Annotated in this window: 20 protein-coding genes and 2 pseudogenes; 15 read left to right on the plus strand and 7 right to left on the minus strand. The window is 74.0% G+C overall.

Annotated features, from left to right (window positions below):
- Positions 1 to 74: 74 nt before the first annotated feature.
- Positions 75 to 815 carry a protein phosphatase 2C domain-containing protein gene (locus BKD26_RS06275; protein ID WP_084896631.1) on the plus strand — a complete coding sequence of 247 codons (741 nt, stop codon included), beginning with the start codon at positions 75 to 77 and terminating at the stop codon, positions 813 to 815.
- Positions 816 to 920: 105 nt separating this feature from the next.
- On the opposite strand, the gene BKD26_RS06280 is transcribed toward BKD26_RS06275, so the two are convergent.
- On the minus strand, positions 921 to 1,598 hold the full coding sequence (locus BKD26_RS06280; RefSeq protein WP_084896634.1) for a uracil-DNA glycosylase: 678 nt from the start codon (positions 1,596 to 1,598) through the stop codon (positions 921 to 923).
- A gap of 183 nt (positions 1,599 to 1,781) precedes the next feature.
- On the opposite strand from BKD26_RS06280, the gene BKD26_RS06285 reads away from it, so the two are divergent.
- On the plus strand, positions 1,782 to 2,876 hold the full coding sequence (locus tag BKD26_RS06285; protein WP_084896636.1) for a BadF/BadG/BcrA/BcrD ATPase family protein: 1,095 nt from the start codon (positions 1,782 to 1,784) through the stop codon (positions 2,874 to 2,876).
- A 70-nt stretch (positions 2,877 to 2,946) separates the two neighbouring features.
- On the plus strand, positions 2,947 to 3,867 hold the full coding sequence (locus BKD26_RS06290) for a hypothetical protein (protein WP_084896638.1): 921 nt from the start codon (positions 2,947 to 2,949) through the stop codon (positions 3,865 to 3,867).
- Between the two features lie 71 nt (positions 3,868 to 3,938).
- Here BKD26_RS06290 and BKD26_RS06295 read toward each other — a convergent pair whose 3' ends face one another.
- Both BKD26_RS06295 and BKD26_RS06300 read right to left on the minus strand, forming a co-directional pair.
- Complete coding sequence (locus BKD26_RS06295; protein ID WP_084896641.1) at positions 3,939 to 4,997, minus strand: lactonase family protein; 1,059 nt, start codon at positions 4,995 to 4,997, stop codon at positions 3,939 to 3,941.
- Between the two features lie 80 nt (positions 4,998 to 5,077).
- Positions 5,078 to 6,586, minus strand: coding sequence for an FUSC family protein (locus tag BKD26_RS06300; RefSeq protein ID WP_084896643.1), 1,509 nt, complete (start codon positions 6,584 to 6,586; stop codon positions 5,078 to 5,080).
- A gap of 261 nt (positions 6,587 to 6,847) precedes the next feature.
- Here BKD26_RS06300 and BKD26_RS06305 point away from each other — a divergent pair, with 261 nt between their 5' ends.
- The 3 genes from BKD26_RS06305 to BKD26_RS06315 are packed head-to-tail and all read left to right on the plus strand — an operon-like array spanning position 6,848 to position 10,562.
- Positions 6,848 to 9,247, plus strand: a complete 2,400-nt coding sequence (locus BKD26_RS06305; RefSeq protein ID WP_179166438.1) for an MMPL family transporter — start codon at positions 6,848 to 6,850, stop codon at positions 9,245 to 9,247.
- 39 nt (positions 9,248 to 9,286) lie between these two features.
- Positions 9,287 to 9,778: an Lrp/AsnC family transcriptional regulator gene (locus tag BKD26_RS06310; RefSeq protein ID WP_084896648.1), complete on the plus strand. Its 492-nt coding sequence runs from the start codon at positions 9,287 to 9,289 to the stop codon at positions 9,776 to 9,778.
- 10 nt (positions 9,779 to 9,788) lie between these two features.
- Entirely contained in the window at positions 9,789 to 10,562 is a 774-nt protein-coding gene (locus tag BKD26_RS06315; protein ID WP_084896650.1) for an HAD hydrolase-like protein, read from the plus strand.
- A 3-nt stretch (positions 10,563 to 10,565) separates the two neighbouring features.
- On the opposite strand, the gene BKD26_RS06320 is transcribed toward BKD26_RS06315, so the two are convergent.
- The gene (locus BKD26_RS06320) at positions 10,566 to 11,843 is read right to left on the minus strand and encodes a bifunctional GNAT family N-acetyltransferase/ATP-binding protein (RefSeq protein WP_084896994.1); all 1,278 of its coding nucleotides are present in this window, start codon (positions 11,841 to 11,843) and stop codon (positions 10,566 to 10,568) included.
- 197 nt (positions 11,844 to 12,040) lie between these two features.
- Between BKD26_RS06320 and BKD26_RS06325 the strand changes: the two genes are divergently transcribed.
- The 4 genes and pseudogenes from BKD26_RS06325 to BKD26_RS06340 all read left to right on the plus strand — a co-directional run.
- Positions 12,041 to 13,216, plus strand: a complete 1,176-nt coding sequence (locus BKD26_RS06325) for a lactate 2-monooxygenase (RefSeq protein WP_084896653.1) — start codon at positions 12,041 to 12,043, stop codon at positions 13,214 to 13,216.
- Positions 13,217 to 13,221: 5 nt separating this feature from the next.
- Positions 13,222 to 14,199 (plus strand): NAD(P)-dependent oxidoreductase, encoded by a 978-nt coding sequence (locus tag BKD26_RS06330; protein ID WP_179166453.1) that lies wholly within the window; start codon positions 13,222 to 13,224, stop codon positions 14,197 to 14,199.
- Between the two features lie 166 nt (positions 14,200 to 14,365).
- A pseudogene (locus tag BKD26_RS06335) lies at positions 14,366 to 14,665 on the plus strand (SseB family protein).
- A pseudogene (locus BKD26_RS06340) lies at positions 14,655 to 14,834 on the plus strand (hypothetical protein); the annotation flags it as partial. The pseudogenes BKD26_RS06335 and BKD26_RS06340, both read left to right, overlap by 11 nt.
- A 267-nt stretch (positions 14,835 to 15,101) precedes the next feature.
- Here the strand turns inward: BKD26_RS06340 and BKD26_RS06345 are convergent.
- Positions 15,102 to 15,524, minus strand: a complete 423-nt coding sequence (locus BKD26_RS06345; RefSeq protein ID WP_084896658.1) for a YjbQ family protein — start codon at positions 15,522 to 15,524, stop codon at positions 15,102 to 15,104.
- A gap of 77 nt (positions 15,525 to 15,601) precedes the next feature.
- Between BKD26_RS06345 and BKD26_RS06350 the strand changes: the two genes are divergently transcribed.
- The 4 genes from BKD26_RS06350 to BKD26_RS06365 are packed head-to-tail and all read left to right on the plus strand — an operon-like array spanning position 15,602 to position 20,790.
- Entirely contained in the window at positions 15,602 to 16,789 is a 1,188-nt protein-coding gene (locus BKD26_RS06350; protein WP_084896660.1) for an FAD-binding oxidoreductase, read from the plus strand.
- 9 nt (positions 16,790 to 16,798) lie between these two features.
- On the plus strand, positions 16,799 to 18,142 hold the full coding sequence (locus tag BKD26_RS06355; RefSeq protein WP_084896662.1) for a VOC family protein: 1,344 nt from the start codon (positions 16,799 to 16,801) through the stop codon (positions 18,140 to 18,142).
- The gene (locus BKD26_RS06360) at positions 18,139 to 19,668 is read left to right on the plus strand and encodes an aldehyde dehydrogenase family protein (RefSeq protein WP_084896664.1); all 1,530 of its coding nucleotides are present in this window, start codon (positions 18,139 to 18,141) and stop codon (positions 19,666 to 19,668) included. Before BKD26_RS06355 ends, BKD26_RS06360 begins: the two co-directional genes overlap by 4 nt.
- A gap of 45 nt (positions 19,669 to 19,713) precedes the next feature.
- On the plus strand, positions 19,714 to 20,790 hold the full coding sequence (locus tag BKD26_RS06365; protein WP_084896666.1) for an NAD(P)-binding domain-containing protein: 1,077 nt from the start codon (positions 19,714 to 19,716) through the stop codon (positions 20,788 to 20,790).
- 30 nt (positions 20,791 to 20,820) lie between these two features.
- On the opposite strand, the gene mltG is transcribed toward BKD26_RS06365, so the two are convergent.
- Positions 20,821 to 21,690 (minus strand): endolytic transglycosylase MltG, encoded by an 870-nt coding sequence (gene mltG / locus BKD26_RS06370; protein WP_084896669.1) that lies wholly within the window; start codon positions 21,688 to 21,690, stop codon positions 20,821 to 20,823.
- 373 nt (positions 21,691 to 22,063) lie between these two features.
- Entirely contained in the window at positions 22,064 to 23,872 is a 1,809-nt protein-coding gene (locus BKD26_RS06375) for an ABC transporter ATP-binding protein (RefSeq protein WP_084896671.1), read from the minus strand.
- A 108-nt stretch (positions 23,873 to 23,980) separates the two neighbouring features.
- Between BKD26_RS06375 and BKD26_RS06380 the strand changes: the two genes are divergently transcribed.
- Complete coding sequence (locus tag BKD26_RS06380; RefSeq protein ID WP_084896673.1) at positions 23,981 to 24,430, plus strand: MarR family transcriptional regulator; 450 nt, start codon at positions 23,981 to 23,983, stop codon at positions 24,428 to 24,430.
- The last annotated feature ends 7 nt before the right edge of the window (positions 24,431 to 24,437 follow it).

A 24,437-nucleotide genomic window follows, 5' to 3' on the forward strand; every position in this document is an offset into this window, starting at 1 on the left:
GCACGCGCCCCTGTACGGGCGTCACAATGGGGATGAGAGGCACGCCTGCCGTTGTGGAGAGGCGGTCGATTCCCGTGCGGTACACAGCTGTGACGGCCCTGAGCCATGCCGGGCTGCTCCGCCATGGCAACGAGGACAGCCTCGTCGTCGGGCCGTGGACGCTGTGCGGCACCGAGACGATGAGTCCCCAGTCGCTGGTGTTCCCCCTCGGCCCCCCGCTTGTCGTGGCGGTCGCCGACGGGCTGGGCGGGCAGCCGGCCGGCGAGGTGGCCAGTTCACTGGTCGTCCGTCGGCTCGCCTCGCTGGGCCCTTCCCTGAGTGGCGAGGAGGCCGTCCGTGACGCCCTGGACGACTGCAACCACGCGGTGTACTCGGCCGCTGAGGGCCATCCGGAGCTGGCCACCATGGGAACCACGGTCGCGGGAGCCGTTGTGCTGGCGGAGGCGCTGCTGACGTTCAACGTGGGCGACAGCAAGGTCTACGAGGCAGGTCAGGACGGGCTTCGCCAGGTGAGCGTCGACGACAGCCCACCACCGGCCCCGGGGCGGCGTACCACGTCGGCCGTCACGCAGACGCTCGGCGGCGGCTATGCCTTCAGCGCCGTGACGCCCCATGTGACGGCCTCCCCGCTCACCACCGGCGATCGCGTCCTGATCTGCAGCGACGGGCTGACCGATCCGGTGCCGGACGACGAGTTGGAGGGCCTGCTGCGGTTCCACGACGACGGCAGAGCCGCCTTCGAGCTGTGGAAGGCCGCCATGGAGGCCGGAGGCCCCGACAACATCACCCTGGCGCTGGTGCGCATCGGCGACTAGACCGGGGAGACGGGAAACGCGCCACAGACCCCCCTTGGACGGCCGCATGCCCAACCGCCCAGCGGCCGCGTTACGGCGGCCGCGAATCACCGTCGAGTGGCCGCGTTACGGCAGCCGCCAGTCGATCGGCTGCGCGCCCTGCCGGGCCAGCAGCTCGTTCGTACGGCTGAACGGCCGCGAGCCGAAGAAGCCCCGGTCGGCGGACATGGGGGACGGATGCGCCGACTCGATCGCCGGAAGGTCGCCGAGCAACGGACGGAGATTGCGTGCGTCCCGTCCCCACAGCACGGACACCAGCGGCTTGCCGCGCGCCACGAGCGCCTTGATGGCCTGCTCGGTCACCTCCTCCCACCCCTTGCCACGGTGCGCGGCCGGCTTGCGCGGCGCCGTGGTCAGCGCCCTGTTGAGCAGCAGCACCCCCTGCCGGGTCCACGGCGTCAGGTCTCCGTTGGACGGCCGGGGCAGCCCCAGGTCGGAGTTCATCTCCCGGAAGATGTTCTCCAGACTGCCCGGCAACGGCCGCACCTCGGGCGCCACGGAGAAGCTCAGCCCCACCGCATGGCCCGGCGTCGGGTACGGGTCCTGTCCGACGATCAGGACCCGCACCTCGTGGAACGGCTGCTGGAACGCCCGCAGCACATGCGGTCCGGCCGGCAGATAGGTGCGCCCGGCGGCGATCTCCGTACGGAGGAAGTCGCCCATCCCGGCGATGCGTTCGGCCACCGGCGCGAGGGCGTCCGCCCACCCCGGCTCGACGATTTCTTTCAACGGTCGTGCTGCCACGGCACGTCACCCTACCGGCCTACCACGTGCGCTCCGAACGTCCGAGCAAGCCGCTCACGTCGATCCTGCCCACTGATCCCGCGGTCCGGGCAATACGGTGGCTTCCATGAAGCGTCCCGTGGACGGACCGGAACGGTGCGGCGCCCTGGAGCAGCCGCGGGGCGGGCGGCCGAGGAGCGCCGCATGAGCGCCGGCGCGTGGGTGCTGGGGGTCGACTCCGGCGGGTCGGGGCTGCGGATCGCGCTCGCGACCGTACTGCGCCACGGCGGCGCCGACGAGGCCGGTACCGAGGGCGGTGTACGTGACGTCGAGAGCGTGGTGTTCGGGGAGCCGGTGCGTACCGGGGCGGGCGGGATCGACGCGGGGCATCTGCTGGAGCGGCTGGTGCCCGCCGCCGAGGGGCTGCTCGGGCGCGCCGGGGCCGGCCGGCTCGCGGCGGTGGCGGTCGGGGCGGCCGGGATGGCGACGCTCGGCGACGAGCTGCGCGCCACGCTGCCGGAGGCGCTGCGGCGCTCGCTCGGGGCGGGCCGGCTCGCGCTGGCCGCCGACGCGGTCACCGCGTACGCCGGGGCGCTCGGGCAGCGGCCCGGGGCGGTCGTCGCGGCGGGCACCGGCCTGATCGCGCTCGGCACGGACCTGTCCGGCTGGCGCCGCGCGGACGGCTGGGGGCACCTGCTGGGCGACTGCGGCAGCGGGGCGTGGATCGGCCGCGCCGGGCTGGAGGCGGCCATGCGCGCCCACGACGGGCGGCGCGGCGGCTCGGCGGCGCTGCTGGAGCGCGTCGAGGCGGTGTTCGGGCCCCCGGCGACGCTGCCGGGCCGGCTCTACCCGCGCGCCGACCGGCCCGCCGTGCTCGCCTCGTTCGCGCCCGATGTGGCCCGGTGCGCCACGGGCGGCGACCCGGTGTCGGCCGGCATCCTGGCGCTGGCCGCCCGGCACATCGCCGAGGCGGCGGCCGCCGTCTGCCCGGTCGGCGACGGCCCGGAGAAGAGCCCGGAAGACGGCCCGGAGGAGGAGGACGGCCCGGAGGACAGCCCGGAGGACCGGCCGGAAGTGGCCCTGACCGGTGGCCTGTTCCAGATGGGCGACCCGCTCCTCGTACCCCTGCGTGCCGAGCTGGCGGAGCAGCTCCCGTACGCGCGGACGGTGACCGCCGCCGGGGACCCGCTGGCCGGCTCGCTCGCCGTCGCGGCGGCCCTCGCCACGGACACGCTCCGGCTGCCTCGCGAGCCGGGCATGCTGGACATCATCCATGAGTCACGTACGCATGGGACATAGCCGGACAGAGGGCGCCCGACCGGGCCCTCCCCAAGCGTCGGAACAGGTAAAGCCAGTAGCATGCCGGGCCATGAGCTCCCCCACTGGGCCCGCTTCCGGCCTGCCTGTACGAATGCCGCGACCCCGACAGTCCGGGCGGCACCGTCGCCCTGAACCCGTGGCGGCCCCCGAGGGCGCGCCCGCGCTCGTTCTCGCCGTTCCCGGTGCCCCTTCCGCCGCTGTCCGCAGCCTGGCGGAAGAGGTCGTGAGCATCGCTCGTTCCGAGCTGCCCGGCCTGGAGGCCGCGATCGGTTTCGTGGACGGCGACAACTCCGAGCACCCCACGCTTTCGGCCGTCCTGGAGCGGGCCGCCGCGCTGCGTGTCGAGCGGTACGAGTTCGCCAGGGCCGCCGGCCGTGAGGTCGCCGAGCCCGAGGGTCCGGCCGCCGTGGTGGTTCCGCTCCTCGCGGGTCCCGACAGCGCCCAGACGGACCGCATACGGCAGGCCGTCGCGGACAGCGGCGCGGCCGCCGAGCTGACCGACGTACTGGGTCCGCACCCGCTGCTCGCGGAGGCGCTGCACGTGCGCCTGTCCGAGGCGGGGCTGGCCCGCGCCGACCGGGCGCGGCTGTTCACGGTCGCCACGGCGGCCGACGGCATCGTCCTTGCCACGGTGGGCGGCGAGGAGGCCGTGCAGGCGGCCGGGATCACCGGCATGCTGCTGGCCGCGCGGCTGGCCGTCCCGGTGATGGCGGCGGGACTGGACCAGGAGGGCTCGGTTGCGGCCGTCGCCGAGCAGCTGCGCGGCTCCGGCTCGGCGCAGCTGGCGCTCGCGCCGTACCTGATCGGCCCGGAGCTGGCCGAGGGCCTCCTGGACGACGCCGCGAAGGCGGCGGACTGCCCGGTGGCCGAGCCGCTGGGCGCGTACCCGGCGGTCGGCAAGCTGGTGCTGTCGCAGTACACGACGGCGCTGGGCATCGCGCCGCAGCCGTCGGGGGCTCCGGTTCGCTGACCGGCACGAGTCGTACGGGGGGGCCCGCGCGGACAGACGTCCGGTGCGGGCCCTTTCCGTTGCCGTACGTCTCAGGCGAAGGCCACGCAGGACGCCGCCGTGGCCTCGATGGCGCCCGCCCGGCTCGGCACTCCCGTCGCGGGGTCGATGTCGAACCAGGTGACGTCGCCGGAGCGCTCGTTGGCCACGTACAGCCGCCGCCCCTCCGGGTGCAGGGCGAGGTCCCGGGGCCAGTGCCCGCCGCACGGGACGGTGGCGACCGGGCGGGGCCGTTCCCGGGTGTCGTCGAGCGCCAGGACGGCGATGGTGTCGTCACCGCGCACCGCCGCCCACAGGAACCGCCCGTCGGGCGACGCGACGATGCCGGAGGGGTGGCTCACGGCCTCCGTGTCCGGCTCCATCGGCAGGACGGCCGTCTCGGCCACGGGTGCGAGGGTGCCCGTGGCGGGGTTCCAGCGGCAGACGGTGAGCGTGGGGGCGAGTTCGGCGAGGACGTAGACGTGGCTGGCGGACGGGTGGAAGGCGAGGTGGCGCGGGCCGCTGCCCGGGCGCAGCGCGGTCTCGCCGTGCGGTGTCGGTTCGCCCGTCGAGGGGTCGAGGGCGCAGACGTGTACGGAGTCGGTCCCGAGGTCCACGGCCAGCAGCCAGCGGCCGCCGGGGGCGGGTACCACCTGGTGGGCGTGCGGGCCGGCCTGCCGGTCCGGGTGCGGGCCGCCGCCCCGGTGCCGCAGCACCCGGGCGGCGGGCTTCGGCGCGCCGTCCGGGGCCAGCGGCAGGGCGCTCACGCTGCCGGAGCCGTAGTTGGCGGTGAGGACGTGTCCGTGGGCGAGCGCCAGGTGGGTCGGGTGCGCACCGCCCACCGGGGTGGGGGCGCCGAGCAGCCGGGGCGCGGGCCCCGTGACGTCGAAGGCGGCGACGGTGCCCTCCTCGGTCTCGCCGGCCGCGTACAGCAGGTCGCCGCCGGGCGCGGCCACCAGGAAGGACGGGTCCGCGACCGCGTCGGACGCGCCCGTCACGGTCAGCGCGCCCGTCGTCCGGTCCACGGCGGCCGCGACGACGCCGCGTCCGCCCGCCGAGGTGAACGAGCCGATGTAGGCCCGACCGCCGCTCTGCCGTGCCTCGTCCGCCACCGCGCTGCCCCTCTCCGCCTGCCGGCCCCGTGCGCACCCGACGCTAGCAGGTCTAGACCAAGGGGTCTCGGGGTTCGGGGTCACGCGCCGATCAGCGGTTCGCGCGGGGAGGTGCGCAGGGGCGTGGCGAGCTCGGTGAGCGCCCGCTCCAGGCTGTGCAGGTGGGCCAGCGCGGGCTCCAGCACGGTGGCGTGCTGCGCGTCGACGGGAGCCGTACGGGCCTCCCGCGCCTTCTCCGGCGTCGTGAGCGCTTCGACGGCCGCCTCCACGCGCCAGCACGCGGCGGCCAGCCGGGCGTCGTGGGACGCCTCCGGGTCCGCAGCGATGGAGGCCAGGCCCCGTACCTCGCGGGCGCAGGCGTCGAGCAGCGCCAGCACCTGACGGGCGCGGCCCTTGCGGGCGCGCAGCGGGCTCAGCGGGTGCACGAGCGGCGCCAGGGAGAGCCGTACGCGGCCGAGGAGGGCCTCCAGTTCGGCGACGTGCGGGGAGGGGTCGGCGCCCGGGGTTCCGGACAGGCGGGCGGCGGCCTCCGCGGTGCAGACGTGCACGCAGCGCAGGGCGCGCTGGATCCAGGCGTCCGTCGTGGCGTGGGTGGTGATGGGCAGCACGAAGAGCACGGCCAGCACCGCTCCGAGTGCGCCAACACCGGTCTCCATGGCGCGCAGGGCGAGCAGGGCCGGGTCCAGGACCCCCAGGAGGCCGTAGAGCGCCCCCGCCATCAGCGTCACGGACAGCATCATCCAGGTGTAGGAGACGGCGGCCGTGTAGAAGATGCCGAAGACGCAGACCCCGACCAGGACAGCGGTGGGGACGGCGGCACCCCCCAGGGGGACGACGACCACCAGGCCGACGGCGATGCCGATGAGCGTGCCGAGCACCCTGCGGAAGCCGCGTACGAGCGTCTCACCGCGCGAGGCGGTGTTGACGAAGATCCACCAGGTGGCGCCGACGGCCCAGTACCAGCGCTCCCCGGACAGCGCCTGGCCGATCACCAGCGCCACGGCACCGCCGACGGTCGCCTGGACCGCCTGGCGCGTGGTGGTGCGGGCCAGCCCCCGGCCCTGGTCCGGCACCTGGACGGCGGGCGGAGTCATGCGCCGCTCGTAGCACCACAGGCCGAAGCGGACCGCCGAGGAGGAGAGCAGGGACAGGGCGACGGCGGCGTACAGCTCGGGGAGCTGGCCGGGCAGGGTGTGCAGGAACTGCGTCACGAAGAACGTCATGAACGCGAACACGCCCAGGGAGTGTCCGCGCGGCCCCCAGCGGCGGGCGTAGACCCCGGCGCCCATGACGGCCAGGAAGGCCACGTCCCGCCCCACGGGGTGGTCGTGCAGGACGGCGGCGAGGGCGAGCACCGGGAACCCGACGGCGGGCAGCAGGGCGGTGGTGACGGCCTGCTTGCGAACGGTGGCGTCCGTGACGGTGAAGAGCGCGAGGAGCGCGGCGAGACCGCCGGTGATGGCCGCCGCGAGAGAGAGCCCGGCCAGCCCGCACACAGCGACCGCCACGCTGATGCCGAGGACGGCCCGGGCGGCGCTGCGCAGTCGCAGCCGCCCCGGATCCGGAGCCACGAACACCCTCTTCAGCACAGTTTCCCGCCCCTTCGACGTTTACGACGTACACGCATGAAAAAGGCGCCGCGGAATCCGCAGCGCCATCGACACCCCCATGACACCATCTTCCGGCCCGATGGCTCAACTCATTCCCACACGACTGGGCCATTGGACCAGGTGGGCGGTCGGCCCGGATGTATGGATCGGGCCAATGGGCCAGCTCAAGGTGGGGCGCGGCCCCGGTCGATGAAGAGAGGGAAGCGAGCCGACCATCAGGACCGTGCCAGGGGAGTGCACATGCCGACCACGACGGAGCCGACGCCGAAGCCACCGCTGAGCGGGGACAGAGTGGCCGTCGGCTCACCCGTCCCCTTCGCCGTACGGCACCGGCGTCTCGTATCCGTACTCGCGCTCGTGCTGATGGCCCTGTCGGGACTGGTGGGGCGCGATGTGGCCGACCGGCTGTCCTCGGGTGGCATCGTGCCGCCCGGGGCCGAGTCGCTGCGCGCGGAGGAGATCCTCCGGCGGGATTTCCGGGCAGGGAGGCCGGACCTCGTACTGCTCGCCCGTACGGAGGCCCCCGGCCGTCGTGGCGTGGACGCCCCCGCCGCCGTCACAGCCGCCCGCCTGGTGGAGCGGCGCCTGGCCGCCGACCCGGGGGTCGCCCGGATCCAGTCGTACTGGACGCCTGGCGGGACGCCGGGCCGGGAGGCCGGCCGGGAGAACAGTCGGCAGCCGGGCCCGGCAACGGGTCGGGAGACCGGTCCGGAGGCGGACGCCGCGACCGGTCCCGTCACCGGTCCCACCACCAGCCCCACGACCGGGCCAGCCGCCGCCCTTCGGGCGCGGGACGGGCGGGGCGCGCTGGTGCTGGCGTGGCTGCGGGGTGGTGACCGGGAGCGGGGCAGGACCGCCGAGCGCGTGGTGCCGGAGGTGACCGGACGGTTCGGGCCGCTGGAGGTGACGGCCGGGGGCGAGGCGGCCACACGCGTGGAGGTGGCCCGGCAGGCGTCCCGCGACGCCCGGGTGAGCGAGCTGGTCGCCCTGCCGGTCACCGCGACGCTCCTGCTGCTGGTGTTCGGCTCGCTGGTGGCCGCCGCGCTGCCCGTGCTCGTCGGGGTGTTCGCCGCGCTCGGCACCACCGCGCTGCTGCGCAGGCTCACCGACGTCACCGAGATCTCGGTGTACGCGCTCAACATCGGCACCGCCCTGGCCTTCGCCCTCGCGATCGACTACAGCCTGTTCCTGGTCAGCCGGTACCGCGAGGAGCGGGCGAACGGCGCGGTGACCGCCCAGGCCCTGCACACGGCGCTGCGCACCGCCGGCCGGGCGGTGGCCTTCTCGGCCGCCACCGTGGCGTGCAGCATGGCCGCCCTGCTGGTCTTCCCGCACCCGCTGCTGCGCTCGCTCGGGTACGCGGGCGTAGCGGTCACCGTCATGGCCGCCGTCGGCAGTCTGGTCGTCCTCCCGGCGGTACTCGCGCTGCTCGGCGACCGGCTCGAACGCCTGGACGTGTTCGCCCGGTGGCGCCGCCGCTCCCCGGCGGACCGGGCGACAGCGGCGGCGACGGGTGGCTGGGGGCGCATCGCCCTGGCGGTGATGCGGCGGCCGCTGGCGACGGGGATCCCGGTCACCTGCCTGCTGGTGCTGCTGGCCGTCCCGTTCACGGACGTACGGTTCGCGATGTCCGACGACCGGGTGCTGCCCGCGGGCACCGCCGCCGGGGGTGTGGGCGCGGCACTGCGCCAGGACTTCCCCGACTCACCGGTCGGTGCGACCGGCATCGCCCTGCCCGGCCTCGACGCCCGATCCCGAGCCGTGGAGCTGGACCGCTACGCGCGGCGCGTCTCCGCCGTGGACGGGGTGGCGCGGGTGGACACGGCGACCGGAACGTACCGCCAGGGGCGGCTCGTCGCCCGCCCCTCCTCGTCGTCGTCGGGCCGCTTCGGGTCACCGCGTGGCGCGTACCTGTCGGTCGCCACGGTCGGCGAGCCGGGCGATCCGGCCACCGCCGACCGCGTCGAGGCGATCAGGGACGTGCCGGCACCCACCCGCGCCTGGGTGGGCGGGTTCGGCGCGAAGGTCGCCGATGTACGAGGGGCGATCGGCGAGCGCCTCGGACTGGCCCTGACACTGGTGGGCGCGTCCATGTTCGCCCTGGTCCTGGGGCTGACCCGGCGGCCCGTGCTGGCCGTCAAGGCGCTCGTCCTGAACACGCTCAGCCTCTGTGCGACCTTCGGCGCCCTGGTGTTCCTCTTCCAGCAGGGCCATCTGCGGTGGCTGGTGGGGGACTTCGTGGCGACGGGTTCCCTCGACGTGCAGCTGCCGGTGGTGACGTTCTGCGTCGCCTTCGGCCTGTCCATGGACTACGAGTGCATGCTGCTGTCCCGCATGGTGGAGGAGCACCGGGCGGGGGCGGACACGGTGACGGCGGTCGCCCGGGGACTGGACCGTACCGCCCGGCTCTTCACCTGGTCGGCCCTCATCCTGGCCGTGGTGATGGTGGCGCTGGCGACGTCGGGCCTCGTCTTCCTGAAGGCGGTCGGGGTGGGGCTGGCACTGGCCGCCATCCTGGACGCGACCGTCGTACGCGGCCTGCTGGTCCCCGCCGTGATGCGCCTGGCCGGTCGCGCCAACTGGTGGTCGCCGTCGTGGCTGCGGGGCAAGGGAGCACAGGGTGGGCCATTGGTACGGTGATACGGAGGAATTGCCGTACCACGAGGGGGCCGACGGACCATGGCGGTGGACGAGCTGGACACCCGCATCCTGCGGCTGCTGCTCGAGCAGCCGCGCACCAGCGTGCGCGAATACGCGCGGATCCTGGGCATCGCGCGCGGCACCCTGCAGGCACGGCTGGACCGGCTGGAGCGGGACGGGGTGATCACCGGTACGGGGCCGGTGCTCTCCCCCGCCGCGCTCGGGCACCCGGTGCTCGCGTTCGTGCACATCGAGGTCACCCAGGGGCACCTGGACGAGGTGGGCGACGCGCTCGCCGCCATCCCCGAGATCGTCGAGGCGTTCTCGATCACCGGCGGCGGGGATCTGCTCACCCGGGTCGTGGCGCGGGACAACGGGCACCTGGAGGACGTCATCCAGCGGCTGATCCAGCTGCCGGGTGTGGTGCGTACGCGTACGGAGATGGCGTTGCGCGAGCGAGTGCCGCACCGGCTGCTGCCGCTGGTGGAGGCGGTGGGCCGGGCCTCCGCCTCCGCCCCCGGCCAGAAGTGAGCCGGGGCCCGTGAGCACCACCCGCACCGCGGTCATCTTCGATCTCGACGGCACGCTGGTCGACAGCGAGCCGAACTACTACGAGGCGGGCCGCCGGCTCCTGGAGCGCTACGACGTCACGGACTTCGGCTGGGACCGCCACACCGACTTCATCGGCATCGGGACGCGCGAGACGCTGGAGGCCCTCAAGGAGGAGTACGGGATCGACGCGCCGGTCGAGGAGCTGCTGGCCGGCAAGAACCGGCACTACCTGGAGCTGGCGCGCGCCGCGACCGAGGTGTTCCCCGAGATGCGGGCGTTCGTGGAGCTGCTGCACGCGCGGGGCGTGCCGATGGCCGTCGCGTCCGGTTCGTCGCGCGCCGCGATCGAGGCGGTCCTCGGCGGGACGGGGCTGGACGCGTACCTGACCACCCTGGTGTCGGCGGAGGAGGTCGAACGGGGCAAGCCGGCGCCGGACCCGTCGAAAATGCGTTGCCCCGCTCGAGCCCGGCGCGGGAGGCTTCCCGCCATGTCCGACAACGTATCGAGCGGTTCACGCGGTGTGGCCGCCCTCTTCTCCCATGGCCGGCTGACGGCCATCCCGCGCAAGCCGGCCCGCCGCGAGCAGCTGCTCGTCCATCTCACCGAGACGCTGTTCGAGCGGGACCGGTCCTACACGGAGCCCGAGGTCAACGAGGCGCTGCGCACGGTGCACGAGGACTGCTCGGCACTGCGCCGCTACCTGGTGGTCGGCGGGTTGCTGACCCGGACCCGGGACGGCGCCAGCTACCGCCGGGCCGCGTAACGGTCAGAACCGGGCGTGGGCGGTGATGTCCGCGCCGAACTGGTCGATCATCGCCGGGGTCACGGTCGGCCGGCACTGGGCGATGGCCTCCAGGTAGTCCTCGGTGCTCGCGCCCGGTGCCCGCCCCTGGTCCCGGTCGCCCAGGTCCCGCTCGAAGGCCGTCTGGGCGGCGATCCGGGCGGCGTGCTCGATGTCGGCCGGGGTGAACAGGTCGCTGGCGGCCACCAGGACGGACACGTCCACATCCGACCGGCCGTCCGTGTACCGGGACCAGATGGCGGCGCGCGCCGCCTTGTCCGGCGTACCGATCGGGATGAGGTAGTCGAACCTGCCGGGCCGCAGGAACGCCGGGTCGAGCGAGCGGATGGAGTTGGTGGCGCACACCAGCAGGCGTTCGTCGCCCTCGCGGAACCGGGGTATCAGCTTGAGCAGTTCGTTGGTGACGCCGTGCATCCCGCCGGGCTGCGCGGGCTCGGTGCGTACGGGGGCGATCTCCTCGACCTCGTCGATGAAGACCAGCACCCGCTCCAGCTCCGAGATGCGGGCGAACGCGCTGCGCAGCGCGGCCGCCAGGTTGCCCTCGTCGGCCAGCCGGGAGGGCAGGAGTTCGACGAAGGGCCAGCCGAGCCGGGAGGCGATGCCGCGGGCGAAGGTGGTCTTGCCGGTGCCGGGCGGCCCGAACAGGGTGATGGCGCGCGGCGGCCGTACGCCGTGCCGGGCGGCCCTCTCGGGCTGGGCGAGCGGCAGGACGACCCGCCGCTCGATGAGGTCCTTCTCCGCCTCCATGCCGGCGACCTTGGCCCACAGGTCGCCCGGCAGGAAGCTGCCACCGAGGTCCTCCAGGAGGTTGGCGGCGGGCCCGTGCAGTGGTTCGACCTTCTCGAAGTAGGCCACGGCGGGCTGCCGGGTGTAGCCGGCGTTGAGCAGGCCCTCGCCGACCAGTTCCTCCTCGGGCAGGACGTAGGCGATCCGCCCGACGCGGGCGGCGACGAGGCGCCGCTCCAGCTCGACCAGCAGCGCGCTCGCCAGCCCCCGGCCGCGCCAGGCCGGGGAGATGGCGATACGCATCACCCAGGCGCGCTCCCCGGCCACGCAGGCGAGCGCCGCACCGATGGGTGCGCCCTGGTGGACGGCGACGACCGCCGGCTGGCGGGACGTCAGCGCGCCGATGCACTCGGCGAGTGAGAACACGGACTCCTGTCCGAGCTCGGCCGTGGTGTCGATCAAGTGGACGACCGCCGCGAGATCGCTTTCACGGTAGTCGTGGATCAGCCAGTTCACCGGTACCACCCCTCTTTGGTGCTGTTCCGGCGAGGCTAGGGGCGGCCGCATGCCGGGTCGTGTGCCGCTGTGCACAAGGGAGCGGCGCCGACTACGACGTTGTGGAGGTGGACGTCCGGACGGTGGACGTGAGGGGTGCGCGGTCGACAGGATCCCGGATGACACACGTTTCCAGGGGCGGAAGGCGGAACGTACGCATGGCGAAGCACTGGGCGGACTTCCAGTACGAGATCTACCTGAACGGCATGACCGGCGCCGTACCGAGGCTGCCGACGGATCTGACGCGCCTGGAGGAGCTCACCGAGCGGCGCCTGGGCCCCGGCCCGGTCGGTTACGTGGCGGGCAGCGCGGGCAGCGGCAGCACGGCGGCCGCCAACCGGGCGGCGCTGGAGCGGCGGCGGATCGTGCCGCGGATGCTGCGGGACGTGCACGAGCGGGACCTGTCGGTCGAGGTGCTGGGCCGCGCGCTCCCGGCGCCGCTCGCCCTCGCGCCCGTGGGCGTGCTGTCGATCATGCACCCGGACGCGGAACCCGCCGCGGCGCGGGCCGCCGCCGCGCACGGCGTCCCGTACATCCTGTCGTCCGCGTCCAGTACGCCCATGGAGCAGGTCGCGGAGGCGATGGGCGACGCGGAGCGGTGGTTCCAGCTGTACTGGGCGAAGGACCGTGAAGTCACGCGGTCCTTCCTGGACCGGGCGAAGGCGGCGGGGTTCACCGCGCTGTTCGTCACGCTGGACACGCCCCTGCTGGCGTGGCGGCCGCGCGACCTGGACCAGGCGTACCTGCCGTTCCTGCACGGCGTGGGCACCGCGAACTACTTCACCGACCCGGCGTTCCAGGCGGGGCTGGCCAAGCCCGTGCACGAGGACCCGAACGCGGCGGTCATGCACTTCGTCTCCATGTTCGCCGACCCCGCCAAGACGTGGCCGGACCTGGGGTTCCTGCGGGAGAACTGGGACGGTCCGATCGTGCTCAAGGGCATCCTGCACCCGGACGACGCCCGGCGCGCCGCGCAGGCGGGCATGGACGGCGTGGTGGTGTCCAACCACGGCGGCCGCCAGGTGGCCGGTTCCGTCGCGGCCGCCGACGCCCTGCCCCGGGTCGCCGAGGCGGTCGGCGACCGGCTGAGCGTGCTGTTCGACAGCGGCATCCGCACGGGCGACGACATCTTCAAGGCGCTCGCGCTGGGCGCGGACTCGGTGCTGGTGGGGCGTCCGTACGCGTACGGGCTCGGCCTCGACGGACAGGCGGGCGTCGAGCACGTCATCCGCTGCCTGCTCGCCGAACTCGACCTGACCCTGGCGCTGTCCGGGCACTCCACGCCCACCACGCCGGGCCCGGACGACCTCGTCGAGGAGAGGACGACCGCATGACCGCCGTGACCGCCCTGAAGAACGTGCTCGCCGTCGTCGCGCCCCGCCTGGGCGGCCGCACCGCCGGCGCCGCGCTCGCCACGGTCTTCCCCGACCACGCCCGGGTCACCGTCGTCGAGACCACCGACGAGGACCCGGTCGCGCTGCGCGAGGCGCACGTCGTCATCACCGCCCTCGCCCCGGTCACCGCCGGGCACATCGCCGCCGCACCGCACCTGGAGCTCGTCCAGTGCGCCGGTCACGGTTACGACGACGTCGACGTGGACGCCGCCCGCCGACGCGGCATCCCCGTGTGCACGATCGGCTCCAGCGGCGCCGAGAAGCAGGCCGTCGCCGAGCACACCTTCGCGCTCATGCTGGCCCTCGCCAAGCAGCTGGTCCCCGCCCACACCGCGCTCGTCGACGCCGACTGGGCGCTGCCCCGGTTGCGGCACTCCCTCACCGAGCTGGCCGGAAAGACCCTCGGCGTCATCGGCCTCGGCTCGATCGGCGAGGAAGTCGCCCGCCGCGCCGTGGCGTTCGACATGAGCATCGTGTACGCCGGACGGCGCCGCGCCTCCCCCGACACGGAGGCCCGCCTCGGCGGCGCCCGCCACCTGCCGCTCGACGACCTCCTCCGCACCGCCGACTACGTCACCCTGCACGCCCCGCTCACCGACGCCACCCGCCACCTGCTGGACGCCGAGCGCCTGGCCCTCCTCAAGCCGACCGCCTTCGTCATCAACACCGCCCGCGGCGCCCTCATCGACCAGGCCGCCCTCGCGGCGGCCCTGGAGTCCGGCGCCCTCGCCGGCGCGGCCCTGGACGTCTTCGAACCCGAACCGCCCCCGCCGTCCCTGCGCCTGCTCAAGGCCCCGAACGTCGTCCTGTCCCCGCACGCCGCCGGCGTCACCCGCGAGACCGTGGTCCGCATCGCCCTCGCCGCGGTCGAGAACGTCGCCGGCCACCTGTCCGGCAGGCCGGTACGGGACGTCGTGCCGTAGCGGCCCTACCCGGCGGGCCGGAACCGTACCCGACGGCCCGGGCTGTCCTTCTCGCGTGGGCCCGCAGAACGGGGCATCGATCGGTGGCGCCCGTGCCCCGCGGCCACTCGGCCCGGGGGGACCTCCGCGAGAACCGGTTCTCCCATGGCACGCGTCCTCGTCTGAAGTGCGGTCAGTGATCGGCGCGTTCGGGTGGGTGCGGTGGATCTGCGGGTTCACCGACGAGGCAGCGCTCGCCCGGTTCGCGCAGCGGCGCGCGTCCGGTGAGCAGCCGACGGAGTACGCGGCGCTGCTGGGCGCGCATCGTGGATGAGGTCGTGCCGTCCCTGGGCGAGCCCGCCGGTCTCGCCGTCGACATCGCCACCGAGGACGGGTCGATGTTTTCCCGCCGGTCGTCGGCATCGTTCCGGACGGGGCCGCCGCCGACGCCGGTGAGGCGAAGGAGGGTCGCGGCCATGAGCGGTGACGGCGGGGACCTGCACTTCGACAAGGCGTCCGTCGTCAAGTTCACCCAGGGCGTGGGGTCGATCACCGACCAGCTGGGGGAACTCGGCGGCGCCACCGGTTCGGTGATGGGCAAGGGCTTCTCGGAGCTGGCGATGACGGGGATGGAGGCCGGGCACCACGGCCTCTCGGCGGGTCTGCCGGCCGTCGGCTGCTCACCGAGTGCCTGGACCTGGTCACCGCGCCGGTCGTCGACGACGTGGTGGACGGCGAGCCGGCCGCCCTGGCCCGTCTCCGGGCCACAGACGAGACCCTGCGCGCCCAGCGCGAGGACCGGCAACGGGCCGACGCCCTGCTGGAGCTGATCGCCACCATGGTGGAGGACTACGCCGGCCGGCCGGGCGGAAACCGTGAACCACCGGGCTGACCAGCCCATGGCACGGCGGCACTGATCCTGATCAGCCCAGGAAGCTCAACCGCACCTGGCGGTCCGGGTTGTCCTTGTTGGTGTCGACCAGGCAGACCGACTGCCAGGTCCCCAGGGCCATCTCGCCGCCGACGACCGGGATCGTGGCGTGCGGGGGGACCAGGGCAGGGAGGACGTGGTCGCGGCCGTGGCCGGGGCTGCCGTGGCGGTGCTGCCAGCGGTCGTCGGCGGGGAGGAGGGTGTGGAGGGCGGCCAGGAGGTCGTCGTCGCTGCCGGCGCCGGTTTCGAGGATGGCCACGCCGGTGGTGGCGTGCGGGGTGAAGACGTTCAGCAGGCCGTCGCGGCCCGCCGCGGCCTCCCGGAGGAAGGAGGCGCAGGCGCCGGTCAGGTCGTGGACCGTTTCCTTGTTGCCGGTGGTGATGCGCAGCGTACGGGTGGTGAATGCGTCGCTCATGCCCCCATGGTGTCACCGTGCGGCGCCCGCGCGCGGCGCCGTGGACGTGACGAGTCGTCGGACGTCACGATGGGGGCATGGTGATGGATGACGCGTCAGCGCAGGTGTCACTGCCCGGGTCCGTCGACGTCGTGGTCATCGGCGGGGGCGTCATCGGGGCGAGCATCGCGTTCCACCTCGCCGAGGCGGGGGCCGGGCGGGTGCTGGTGGTGGAGCGGGACACGCCCGCGTCCGGGTCGTCGGGGAAACCGATCGGCGGTGTGCGGGCGCAGTTCTCGGATCCGGTCAATGTACGGCTGGGGCAGCGGAGCCTGGAGGCGTGGCGGGCGTTCGGGGAGCGGCCCGGGGCGGAGGTCGGGCTGGAAGGGGTGGGGTACCTGTTTCTGCTCGGGGACGAGGGCGAGGTGGCGGTCTTCCGGGACGGCATGGAGGTGCAGCACGCGTACGGCGTGCCCAGCCGCCTGCTGAGCCCCCGCGAGGCGCACGCGCTGTGCCCGTACGTCGACCCGTCCTCGATCGTGGCCGCCGCCCACTCCCCCGCCGACGGGTACGCACTGCCCCGCGCGGCCGTCACCGGTTACCTGCGGGCCGCCGCCGCACTCGGGGCGGGTGTCGTCACCCGGTGCGCCGTCACCGGGATCGAGACGTCCGGCGGGGCCGTGCGCGCGGTGCGGACGACCGCCGGGACCGTGCGTACCGGGGTGGTGATCTGTGCGGCGGGGGCCTGGTCGCGGGCGGTCGGCGCGATGGCGGGGGTCGACCTGCCCGTCACGCCGCTGCGCCGGCAGATAGCCCTGACCGGCCCCCTGGAGCCGGCTCCGCCGCGCGTGCCGTTCACCCTCGACTACAACTCCACGCTGTACTTCCACGGCGACGGCGCCGGGGGGCTGGTGCTGGGGATGTCCGATCCGCGCGAACAGCCCGGTTTCGGGCGGGAGTTCGGCACGGAGTGGCTGGAGCTGTTCCGTGAGGCGGCCGCCCGGCGCGCGCCCGCGCTGGTGGACGTGCCGGTGACGGGCGGCTGGGCGGGCCTGTACGAGATGACACCCGACCGCGACGCGCTGATCGGTGAGGCCCCGGGCGTCAGCCGGTTCCTGTACGCGACGGGCTTCTCCGGACACGGCTTCCTCCAGGCGCCGGCCGTCGGCGAGGTGGTGCGGGACCTGTATCTGGGCAGGGCGCCGTTCGTCGACGTCGCACCGCTCTCCGCCGGCCGGTTCGAGGGCGCCGCCACCGGGTGGCGCTCGGAGGCGCACATCATCTGAGGAGTTCCTATGGTTCCCGCCTGGCGGCTGCGCGCCGCGTTCGCCCGTCGGCTCTCGGACATGTACGGCGCCGAAGTGCCCGCGTACACCACGCTGCTGGAGGTGGCGGGGCAGGTCAACGACGACGTACTGAGGAAGAGCGGGGCGGCGGCGGAGCGGCTGGGGAGCATCGAACGGGTGACCGCCGAGCGGCACGGCGCGATCCGGGTCGGTACGCCGCGCGAGCTGCGGCAGGTGGCGCGGGTGTTCGGCGCGCTGGGGATGGAGCCGGTGGGCTTCTACGATCTGCGGGACGCCGCCGGCAGCGCCGTACCGGTCGTGTCGACGGCCTTCCGGCCCGTCCGGGCCGAGGAGCTGGCGCGCAACCCGTTCCGGGTGTTCACCTCGCTGCTGACGTGCGACGACCGGCGGTTCTTCGACGCGGACCTCCAGGCACGGCTGGAGGAGTTCCTGGCGCGGCGGCAGCTGTTCCCGCCGGAACTGCTGGAGCTGGCCGAGCTCGGGGAGCGGGAGGGCGGGCTGCCGGAGGAGCTGGCGGAGCGGTTCCTGGCCCTGGCCGTCGCGGCGTTCGAGCTGTCGCCGGGGCCGGTGGACCGGGCCTGGTACGAGGAGTTGGAGGAGGTCTCCGCCGTCGCGGCCGACATCGGTGGGGTCACCAGCACCCACATCAACCACCTCACGCCCCGCGTCCTGGACATCGACGAGCTGTACCGGCGCATGGAGGACCGGGGCGTCGCCATGATCGACCGGATCCAGGGGCCGCCGCGCTGGGACGGGCCGGACGTGCTGCTGCGCCAGACGTCGTTCCGGGCGCTCGCCGAGCCGCGCGCGTTCCGCGAGCCGGACGGGCGGGTGACCGGCGGGTCGCTGCGGGTGCGGTTCGGCGAGGTGGAGGCGCGCGGCATCGCCCTCACCCGGGCGGGGCGGGCCCTGTACGACGAGCTGGTCACCGAGCCGGCCGAGGTGTGGGCGGCCCGCTTCCCGCGCACCGAGCGCGAACTGGCCGTGCGGCGGCTGGCGTTCTTCACGTACGGGCCCGTCGCCGGCCGCCCGAGGGACGGCGCCCGGCCGCCGCGCGACCTCGCCGGGCTGCTGGACGGTGGCTGGGTCACCGCGCACCCGATCGTCTACGAGGACTTCCTGCCGCGCTCGGCTGCCGGGATCTTCCAGTCGAACCTCGACCGGGCCGGGACGCGGGACGCCGGCGCGCGGGCGGCCGCGGCGTACGACCAGGAGTGGCTGGCGGGGGCCATGGAACGCCCGGTGCACGACCCGTTCGACCTCTGTGCCGCGCAGCAGGACCGCTCACTGGCGCGCACGCTCCACGCCCTTGATCTTGAGGAGACACCATGACCCCGTCGTTGCCGACCACCGACAAGCTCCGCGCCCGCGCCGAGAGCGCGCTGCTGCGCTGCGGCGCCGAACTGCCCACCGCCGAGGGCGAGGTGGTCTCGCGTACGCCGGTCACGGGCGGCGTCCTGCGCCGGATGCCGGCCGCCTCCCCCGACGACGTGGCGGCGGCGGTCGGCGCGGCCGCCGAGGCGTTCCGCAGGTGGCGCACGGTCCCGGCGCCCGTGCGGGGAGCGCTGGTCAAGCGGCTGGGCGAGCTGATGAGCGCGCACAAGGAGGACCTGGCGGAGCTGGTCACCGTCGAGGCGGGCAAGATCCGCTCGGAGGCGCTCGGCGAGGTGCAGGAGATGATCGACATCTGCGACTTCGCGGTCGGTCTGTCGCGTCAGCTGTACGGGCGGACGATGGCGTCCGAGCGGCCCGGCCACCGGCTGTCGGAGACCTGGCACCCGCTGGGTGTGGTGGGCGTGATCTCGGCGTTCAACTTCCCGGTCGCGGTGTGGGCCTGGAACACGGCGGTCGCGCTGGTCTGCGGTGACACCGTGGTCTGGAAGCCCTCGGAGCTGACGCCGCTCACCGCGCTCGCGTGCGACGCGCTGCTGACGCGGGCGGCCGCCGAGTCGGGCGCCCCCGCCGGCGTACACCGGCTGGTCGTCGGCGGGCGGGAGACGGGCGAGCGGCTGGTGGACGATTCCAGGGTGGCGCTGGTGAGCGCGACCGGGTCGGTGCGGATGGGGCGGGAGGTGGCGCCACGGGTGGCCGCGCGGTTCGGGCGGTGCCTGCTGGAGCTGGGCGGCAACAACGCGGCGGTGGTCACCCCGTCGGCCGACCTGGACCTGGCGGTGCGGGGCATCGTGTTCTCGGCGGCGGGCACGGCGGGGCAGCGGTGCACGACGCTGCGCCGGCTGATCGTCCACGAGGACGTGGCGGACCACCTGGTGGAGAAGGTGGTCCACGCCTATGGGCAGCTGCCGGTCGGTGACCCGTTCGAGGCGCGGACGCTGGTCGGGCCGCTGATCGACGAGCGGGCACGGCGGGCGATGGCTCAGGCGCTGGAGGAGGCGCAGGCGGACGGCGGCAAGGTGCTGACCGGTGGGGAGCGGGTGCTGGCGGAGGAGGCGCCGGAGGCGTCGTACGTGCGGCCGGCGGTGGTGCGGATGCCGGCGCAGACGGAGGTGGTGCGGCGGGAGACCTTCGCGCCGGTCCTGTACGTCCTCACGTACCGCACGCTCGACGAGGCGATCGCCCTGCACAACGGCGTTCCGCAGGGGCTGTCGTCGAGCATCTTCACGCGTGACCAGCGGGAGGCGGAGCGGTTCCTGGCCGCCGACGGTTCCGACTGCGGCATCGCGAACGTCAACATCGGCACGTCGGGCGCCGAGATCGGCGGGGCGTTCGGCGGCGAGAAGGAGACCGGGGGCGGCCGTGAGTCGGGGTCGGACGCGTGGCGGGCGTACATGCGGCGGGCGACGAACACGGTGAACTACGGGGACGACCTGCCGCTGGCGCAGGGGGTGCACTTCCTGTAGGCGGCGCCGGGGAAGATCCACGGCCGACCGCCGGTTAGTAGAACCATGAACTACTTCGTGGACGTGGTCGTGATCGGCGCGGGTCAGGCGGGGCTGTCCGCCGCGTACCACCTGCGGCGGACCGGGCTGGAGCCGGACCGGGACTTCGTCGTCCTCGACCACGCCCCGCGCCCGGGCGGCGCCTGGCAGTTCCGCTGGCCGTCCCTGACGTACGGCCGCGTCCACGGGATGCACGCGCTGCCCGGCATGGATCTGACCGGCGCCGACGCCGGCCGCCCGTCGTCGGAGGTGATCGGCGAGTACTTCGCGCGGTACGAGGAGCGGTTCGGGCTGCGGGTGCACCGGCCCGTGGGCGTGACGGCGGTCCGGGACGGCGAGGGCGGCCGGCTCCTGGTGGAGACCTCGGAGGGCACGTACGCTGCGCGCGCCCTGATCAACGCGACCGGTACCTGGGACCGGCCGTTCTGGCCGCGCTACCCGGGCCAGGAGACCTTCCGGGGGCGGCAGCTGCACACGGCGGACTATCCGGGGCCGGAGGAGTTCGCCGGGCTGCGGGTGATCGTGGTGGGCGGCGGCGCGTCGGGGACGCAGCACCTGATGGAGATCGCGGAGGTGGCCGCGGACACGACGTGGGTCACCCGCCGTGAGCCCGTCTGGCGCGAGGGCCCCTTCGGCGAGGCGGAGGGCCGGGCGGCGGTGGCCCTGGTGGAGGAGCGGGTACGGCGCGGGCTGCCGCCGCGGAGCGTGGTGAGCGTGACGGGGCTGCCCCTGAACGACGCCACCCGGCGGGCGCGCGAGCGCGGGATCCTGGACCGGCTGCCGATGTTCGACCGGATCACCCCGACGGGCGTGGCGTGGGACGACCGGGGCGCGGTCGACGCGGACGTCATCCTGTGGGCGACCGGCTTCCGCGCGGCCATCGACCACCTGGCGCCCCTGCGGCTGCGCGAACCCGGCGGCGGCATCCGCGTGGACGACACCCGCGCGGTACGCGACGAGCGCGTCCACCTCGTCGGTTACGGCCCCTCGGCCTCGACGATCGGCGCCAACAGGGCAGGCCGCGCGGCCGCCCGCGACATCCGGCGCCTTCTGGAGCGCGACCGTGCCCCGGTAACGGCCTGACCCCCACGCCGGACGCCGGGCCGCCGGACGTCAGTTCGGCGCGGACGCGCGGTACTCGTTGAACTCCCGGACGTTGCGCTGGTGCTCCTGGTAGTCGGCGGTGAAGCGCGTGTCGCCCGGCTGCACGGTGACGAAGTACAGCCAGTCGCCGGGCGGCGGGGCGACCGCCGCCCGCATGGCCTGCTCGCCGGGGTTGGCGATGGGCGTGGGCGGCAGGCCCTGGCGGTTGTACGTGTTGTACGGGTTGTCCATCCTGGTGTCGGCGTGTGACGTGTCGAGCGTGGAGCGCCCCAGCCCGTAGTTGAGCGTCGAGTCCATCTGGAGCGCCATGCCCTGGGCGAGCCGGTTGTGGACGACCCGGGCGACCTTGCCCATGTCCTCCGGGGTGTCCGCCTCCGCCTGCACGATGCTGGCGATGGTCACCGTCTGGTACAGGCTCACGCCGTTGCGCTGGGTGCCCGCACCGAGGCCGTCCGCCCGGAACCGTTCATGGGCGGTCCTCACCATGTAGTCCAGCAGGCCGCGCGGGGTCGTCTTCTTGTACACCGGGTACGTGGCGGGGAAGAGGAACCCCTCGGGGTTGCCTTGCGCGTCGGCCGGCAGCTTCAGCTTGCCGCTCTCGGCGATCTGCCGGGTCGTGCCGGGCGGCACCTTGAGCGCCCGGTCGGCCGCGTCGTACACCTGGCCCGCCCGCCAGCCCTCCGGGATGAGCAGCATCGTCGGCTTCTCCGGGGGCGGCGGGGCCGGGGGCTCCTTCAGGAGCAACGGCACCAGCACCGCGGCGGCCACGACGACGAGCAGGCCGGCGCCCAGGGCCAGCCAGCCCCGGCGGGTCATGCGCGGCCTGCGCCGGGGCGCGCCCTGCGGGGGCTGCGGGGACTGCGGGGACTCGTTCACCATGCGGGCACGCTAACCCGATAATGACGCAAATCCGGGCAATTCGAGCATTCGCCGTCACCCAAGACCACGCGCGAACGCGCGAACACAGGCTCGGATGTTCGCCCGAACGCATGATCGCCGCCGATTTCGCTGACCCGTCCGCCTGCGCCGCATGATGCTTACGGGGCGCAAGCGACGGGCTGCAGACCACGGTTGCGCAGTCCCACACATGCACGTAAGGCACAAGGAGAACGCACTACATGAACGTCATCACCGACCTGCTCGCCGGCGTCATCCACTTCGTCGGCTGGCTCGTCTGACGATCGTTTCCCCCAGGCGCCGTCGCTCCCCCGTCCCACGGGAGCGGCGGCGCCGTCGCGTCGGAACGGCCGGGTCAGGACGTGGCCGGGGCCAGTTCGGCGTCGCCGCGCACCAGTGCGGCATACCGGCCGCCCCGCTCCATCAGCTCGTCATGGCCGCCGCGCTCGGCGATGCGGCCGCCGTCCAGGACGACGATCTCGTCGGCGTCCCTGACGGTGGAGAGCCGGTGGGCGATGGTGATGGTGGTGCGGCCGGCGGAGAGCGCGTCGATCGCCTGCTGCACGGCCTGTTCCGTACGGGTGTCCAGCGCGCTGGTCGCCTCGTCGAGGATCAGCACGGGCGGGTCGCGCAGGATGGTCCGGGCGATGGCCAGGCGCTGCTTCTCGCCGCCGGAGAAGCGGTAGCCGCGCTCGCCGACCAGGGTGTCGTACCCGTCCGGCAGGGACGCGATGTGGTCGTGGATCTGGGCCGCCCTGGCGGCCGCCTCGATCTCCTCGTCCGTCGCGTCCGGCCGGGCGAACCGGAGGTTGTCGGCGACGGAGGCGTGGAAGAGGTAGGTCTCCTGGGAGACCACGCCCACCCCTCGGGCGAGGCTGTCGAAGTCCAGGTCGCGTATGTCGACGCCGTCGAGGGTCACACGGCCGCCGGTGACGTCGTACAGCCTCGGCACGAGGTAGCTGAGCGTGGACTTGCCGGAGCCGGTGGGCCCGACGACGGCCAGGCTGCCGCCCGCCGGCACGGTGATGTCGATACCGCCGAGCGTCTCGCCGCTCTTCGCGTCGTACTCGAAATCGACGTCCTCGAAGCGCACCTCGCCGCGGATCCCGTCGAGCCGGACCGGGTCGGCGGGCTCGGTGATGTCGACCGGCAGGTCCAGGTACTCGAAGATCCGCTGGAAGAGGGCGAGGGAGGTCTGGATCTCCACGCCGGTCGAGAGCAGGCTCACGGTGGGCCGGAACAGGCCCTGCTGGAGCGAGACGAACGCGACGAGCGTACCGATGGAGATGGCGGGACCGCCCGCCTGGAGCGCCAGACCGGCCGCCCAGTAGATCAGGGCGGGCATGGCGGCCATGACGATTCCTATGGTCGACATCCGCCACCGGCCGGCCATCGAGGCGCGCACTTCGAGGCCGACGAGGCGCTCGGACTCGGCGGCGAAGGACGTCGTGAGGGAGTCCGCGCGGCCCATGGTGCGGCCCAGCAGGATGCCGCTGACGGAGAGCGACTCGGTGACGGTCGCGGCCATGGCGGCCATCTGCTTCTGCCGCTGCGTGGTGATCATCTTGCGCTCCCGGCCGACCCGGCGGCTGATCCACACGAACAGCGGCAGCAGGAGCAGCGAGACGACCGTCAGGCGCCAGTCGAGCGCCAGCATGGCGACGACGGTGGCCACGACGGCGGTCAGATTGGACACCAGGGACGTCGCGGTGGAGGTGACCGTCGCCTGCATGCCGCCGATGTCGTTGGCGATGCGGGACTGGACCTCACCGGTGCGGGTGCGGGTGAAGAACGCGAGCGGCATGCGCTGCAACTGCGCGTAGACGGCGGTGCGCAGGTCGTGCATGACGCGCTGGCCGACCGTCGTGGAGATCAGCGTCTGCAGCACGCCGAAGACGCTGGTCACCACGGCGGTGAGGATCATGCCGAGGGCGAGCAGCGTGAGCAGGCCCGTGCGCCCCTGGGGGATGGCGGTGTCGAGGATCTCGCGGAGCAGGAACGGCGAGGCGACCGAAACCAGCGACGAGGCGCCGACGAGCAGGCCGACCACCGCCAGCCGGCCGCGATAGGGACGGAAGAGCCGGAGGATGCGCCGGATCTGGGCCGGCGGCTGCTCCGGATCGGGAGGCGGTGGCGTCCAGGTGGACTCTGCGTGGATGCGCATGGGCTCCTTCGAGGGGTCGAGTGCCGTAGGGACGTACGGCGATCATCTGAGAGGATAGCTCATTGTTACCTATCCTCACAATGAACAAGGTCCTGTTATCCTCCTGTCATGAACTCCCCCGACGCCGACGGCCTGCTGGCCGAGCAGTTGCTCCGGCTGACCCGGCGCCTCCACCGCAGCCAGAAGCGGCAGCTGGAGTCGGCCGACATAGCGATCACGCCCGCCCAGTCCCGGCTGCTGCGCACGGTCGCGCACTACGACCACCCGCCCCGCATGGCGGATCTCGCCGCCCGGCTGGAGGTGGTGCCCCGCGCGGTGACCAGCCTCGTGGACGGTCTGGAGGCGAGCGGCCGGGTCCGCCGCGCCCCCGATCCGGCCAACCGCCGGGTGGTGCGGATCGAGCTCACCGACGCCGGGCGGGACACGCTGCGGCAGCTGCGCAGCGCGCGCCGGGCCGCCGCAGAGGACATCCTGGCTCCATTGACCGCCGAACAGCGCGAGGTGCTCGGCGGCCTGCTGTCCGCTCTGGTCGACGGAGTGCCGGAGCGGCGCTGCTGAGGCGAGG

Origin of the sequence: Streptomyces sp. CB03238 (assembly GCF_002099185.1) — a bacterium.
Taxonomy (GTDB): Bacteria; Actinomycetota; Actinomycetes; order Streptomycetales; family Streptomycetaceae; genus Streptomyces.

Excerpts from the sequence above, each read along its gene's own strand:
- BKD26_RS06360 (WP_084896664.1), top strand. The coding sequence starts at position 18,139 with ATGACCCCGTCGTTGCCGACCACCGACAAGCTCCGCGCCCGCGCCGAG.
- BKD26_RS06345 (WP_084896658.1), bottom strand. The coding sequence starts at position 15,524 with ATGAGCGACGCATTCACCACCCGTACGCTGCGCATCACCACCGGCAAC.
- BKD26_RS06365 (WP_084896666.1), top strand. The coding sequence starts at position 19,714 with ATGAACTACTTCGTGGACGTGGTCGTGATCGGCGCGGGTCAGGCGGGG.
- BKD26_RS06325 (WP_084896653.1), top strand. The coding sequence starts at position 12,041 with ATGGCGAAGCACTGGGCGGACTTCCAGTACGAGATCTACCTGAACGGC.
- BKD26_RS06305 (WP_179166438.1), top strand. The coding sequence starts at position 6,848 with ATGCCGACCACGACGGAGCCGACGCCGAAGCCACCGCTGAGCGGGGAC.
- BKD26_RS06285 (WP_084896636.1), top strand. The coding sequence starts at position 1,782 with ATGAGCGCCGGCGCGTGGGTGCTGGGGGTCGACTCCGGCGGGTCGGGG.
- BKD26_RS06350 (WP_084896660.1), top strand. The coding sequence starts at position 15,602 with ATGGTGATGGATGACGCGTCAGCGCAGGTGTCACTGCCCGGGTCCGTC.
- BKD26_RS06355 (WP_084896662.1), top strand. The coding sequence starts at position 16,799 with ATGGTTCCCGCCTGGCGGCTGCGCGCCGCGTTCGCCCGTCGGCTCTCG.
- BKD26_RS06380 (WP_084896673.1), top strand. The coding sequence starts at position 23,981 with ATGAACTCCCCCGACGCCGACGGCCTGCTGGCCGAGCAGTTGCTCCGG.
- BKD26_RS06290 (WP_084896638.1), top strand. The coding sequence starts at position 2,947 with ATGAGCTCCCCCACTGGGCCCGCTTCCGGCCTGCCTGTACGAATGCCG.
- BKD26_RS06375 (WP_084896671.1), bottom strand. The coding sequence starts at position 23,872 with ATGCGCATCCACGCAGAGTCCACCTGGACGCCACCGCCTCCCGATCCG.
- mltG (WP_084896669.1), bottom strand. The coding sequence starts at position 21,690 with ATGGTGAACGAGTCCCCGCAGTCCCCGCAGCCCCCGCAGGGCGCGCCC.
- BKD26_RS06310 (WP_084896648.1), top strand. The coding sequence starts at position 9,287 with ATGGCGGTGGACGAGCTGGACACCCGCATCCTGCGGCTGCTGCTCGAG.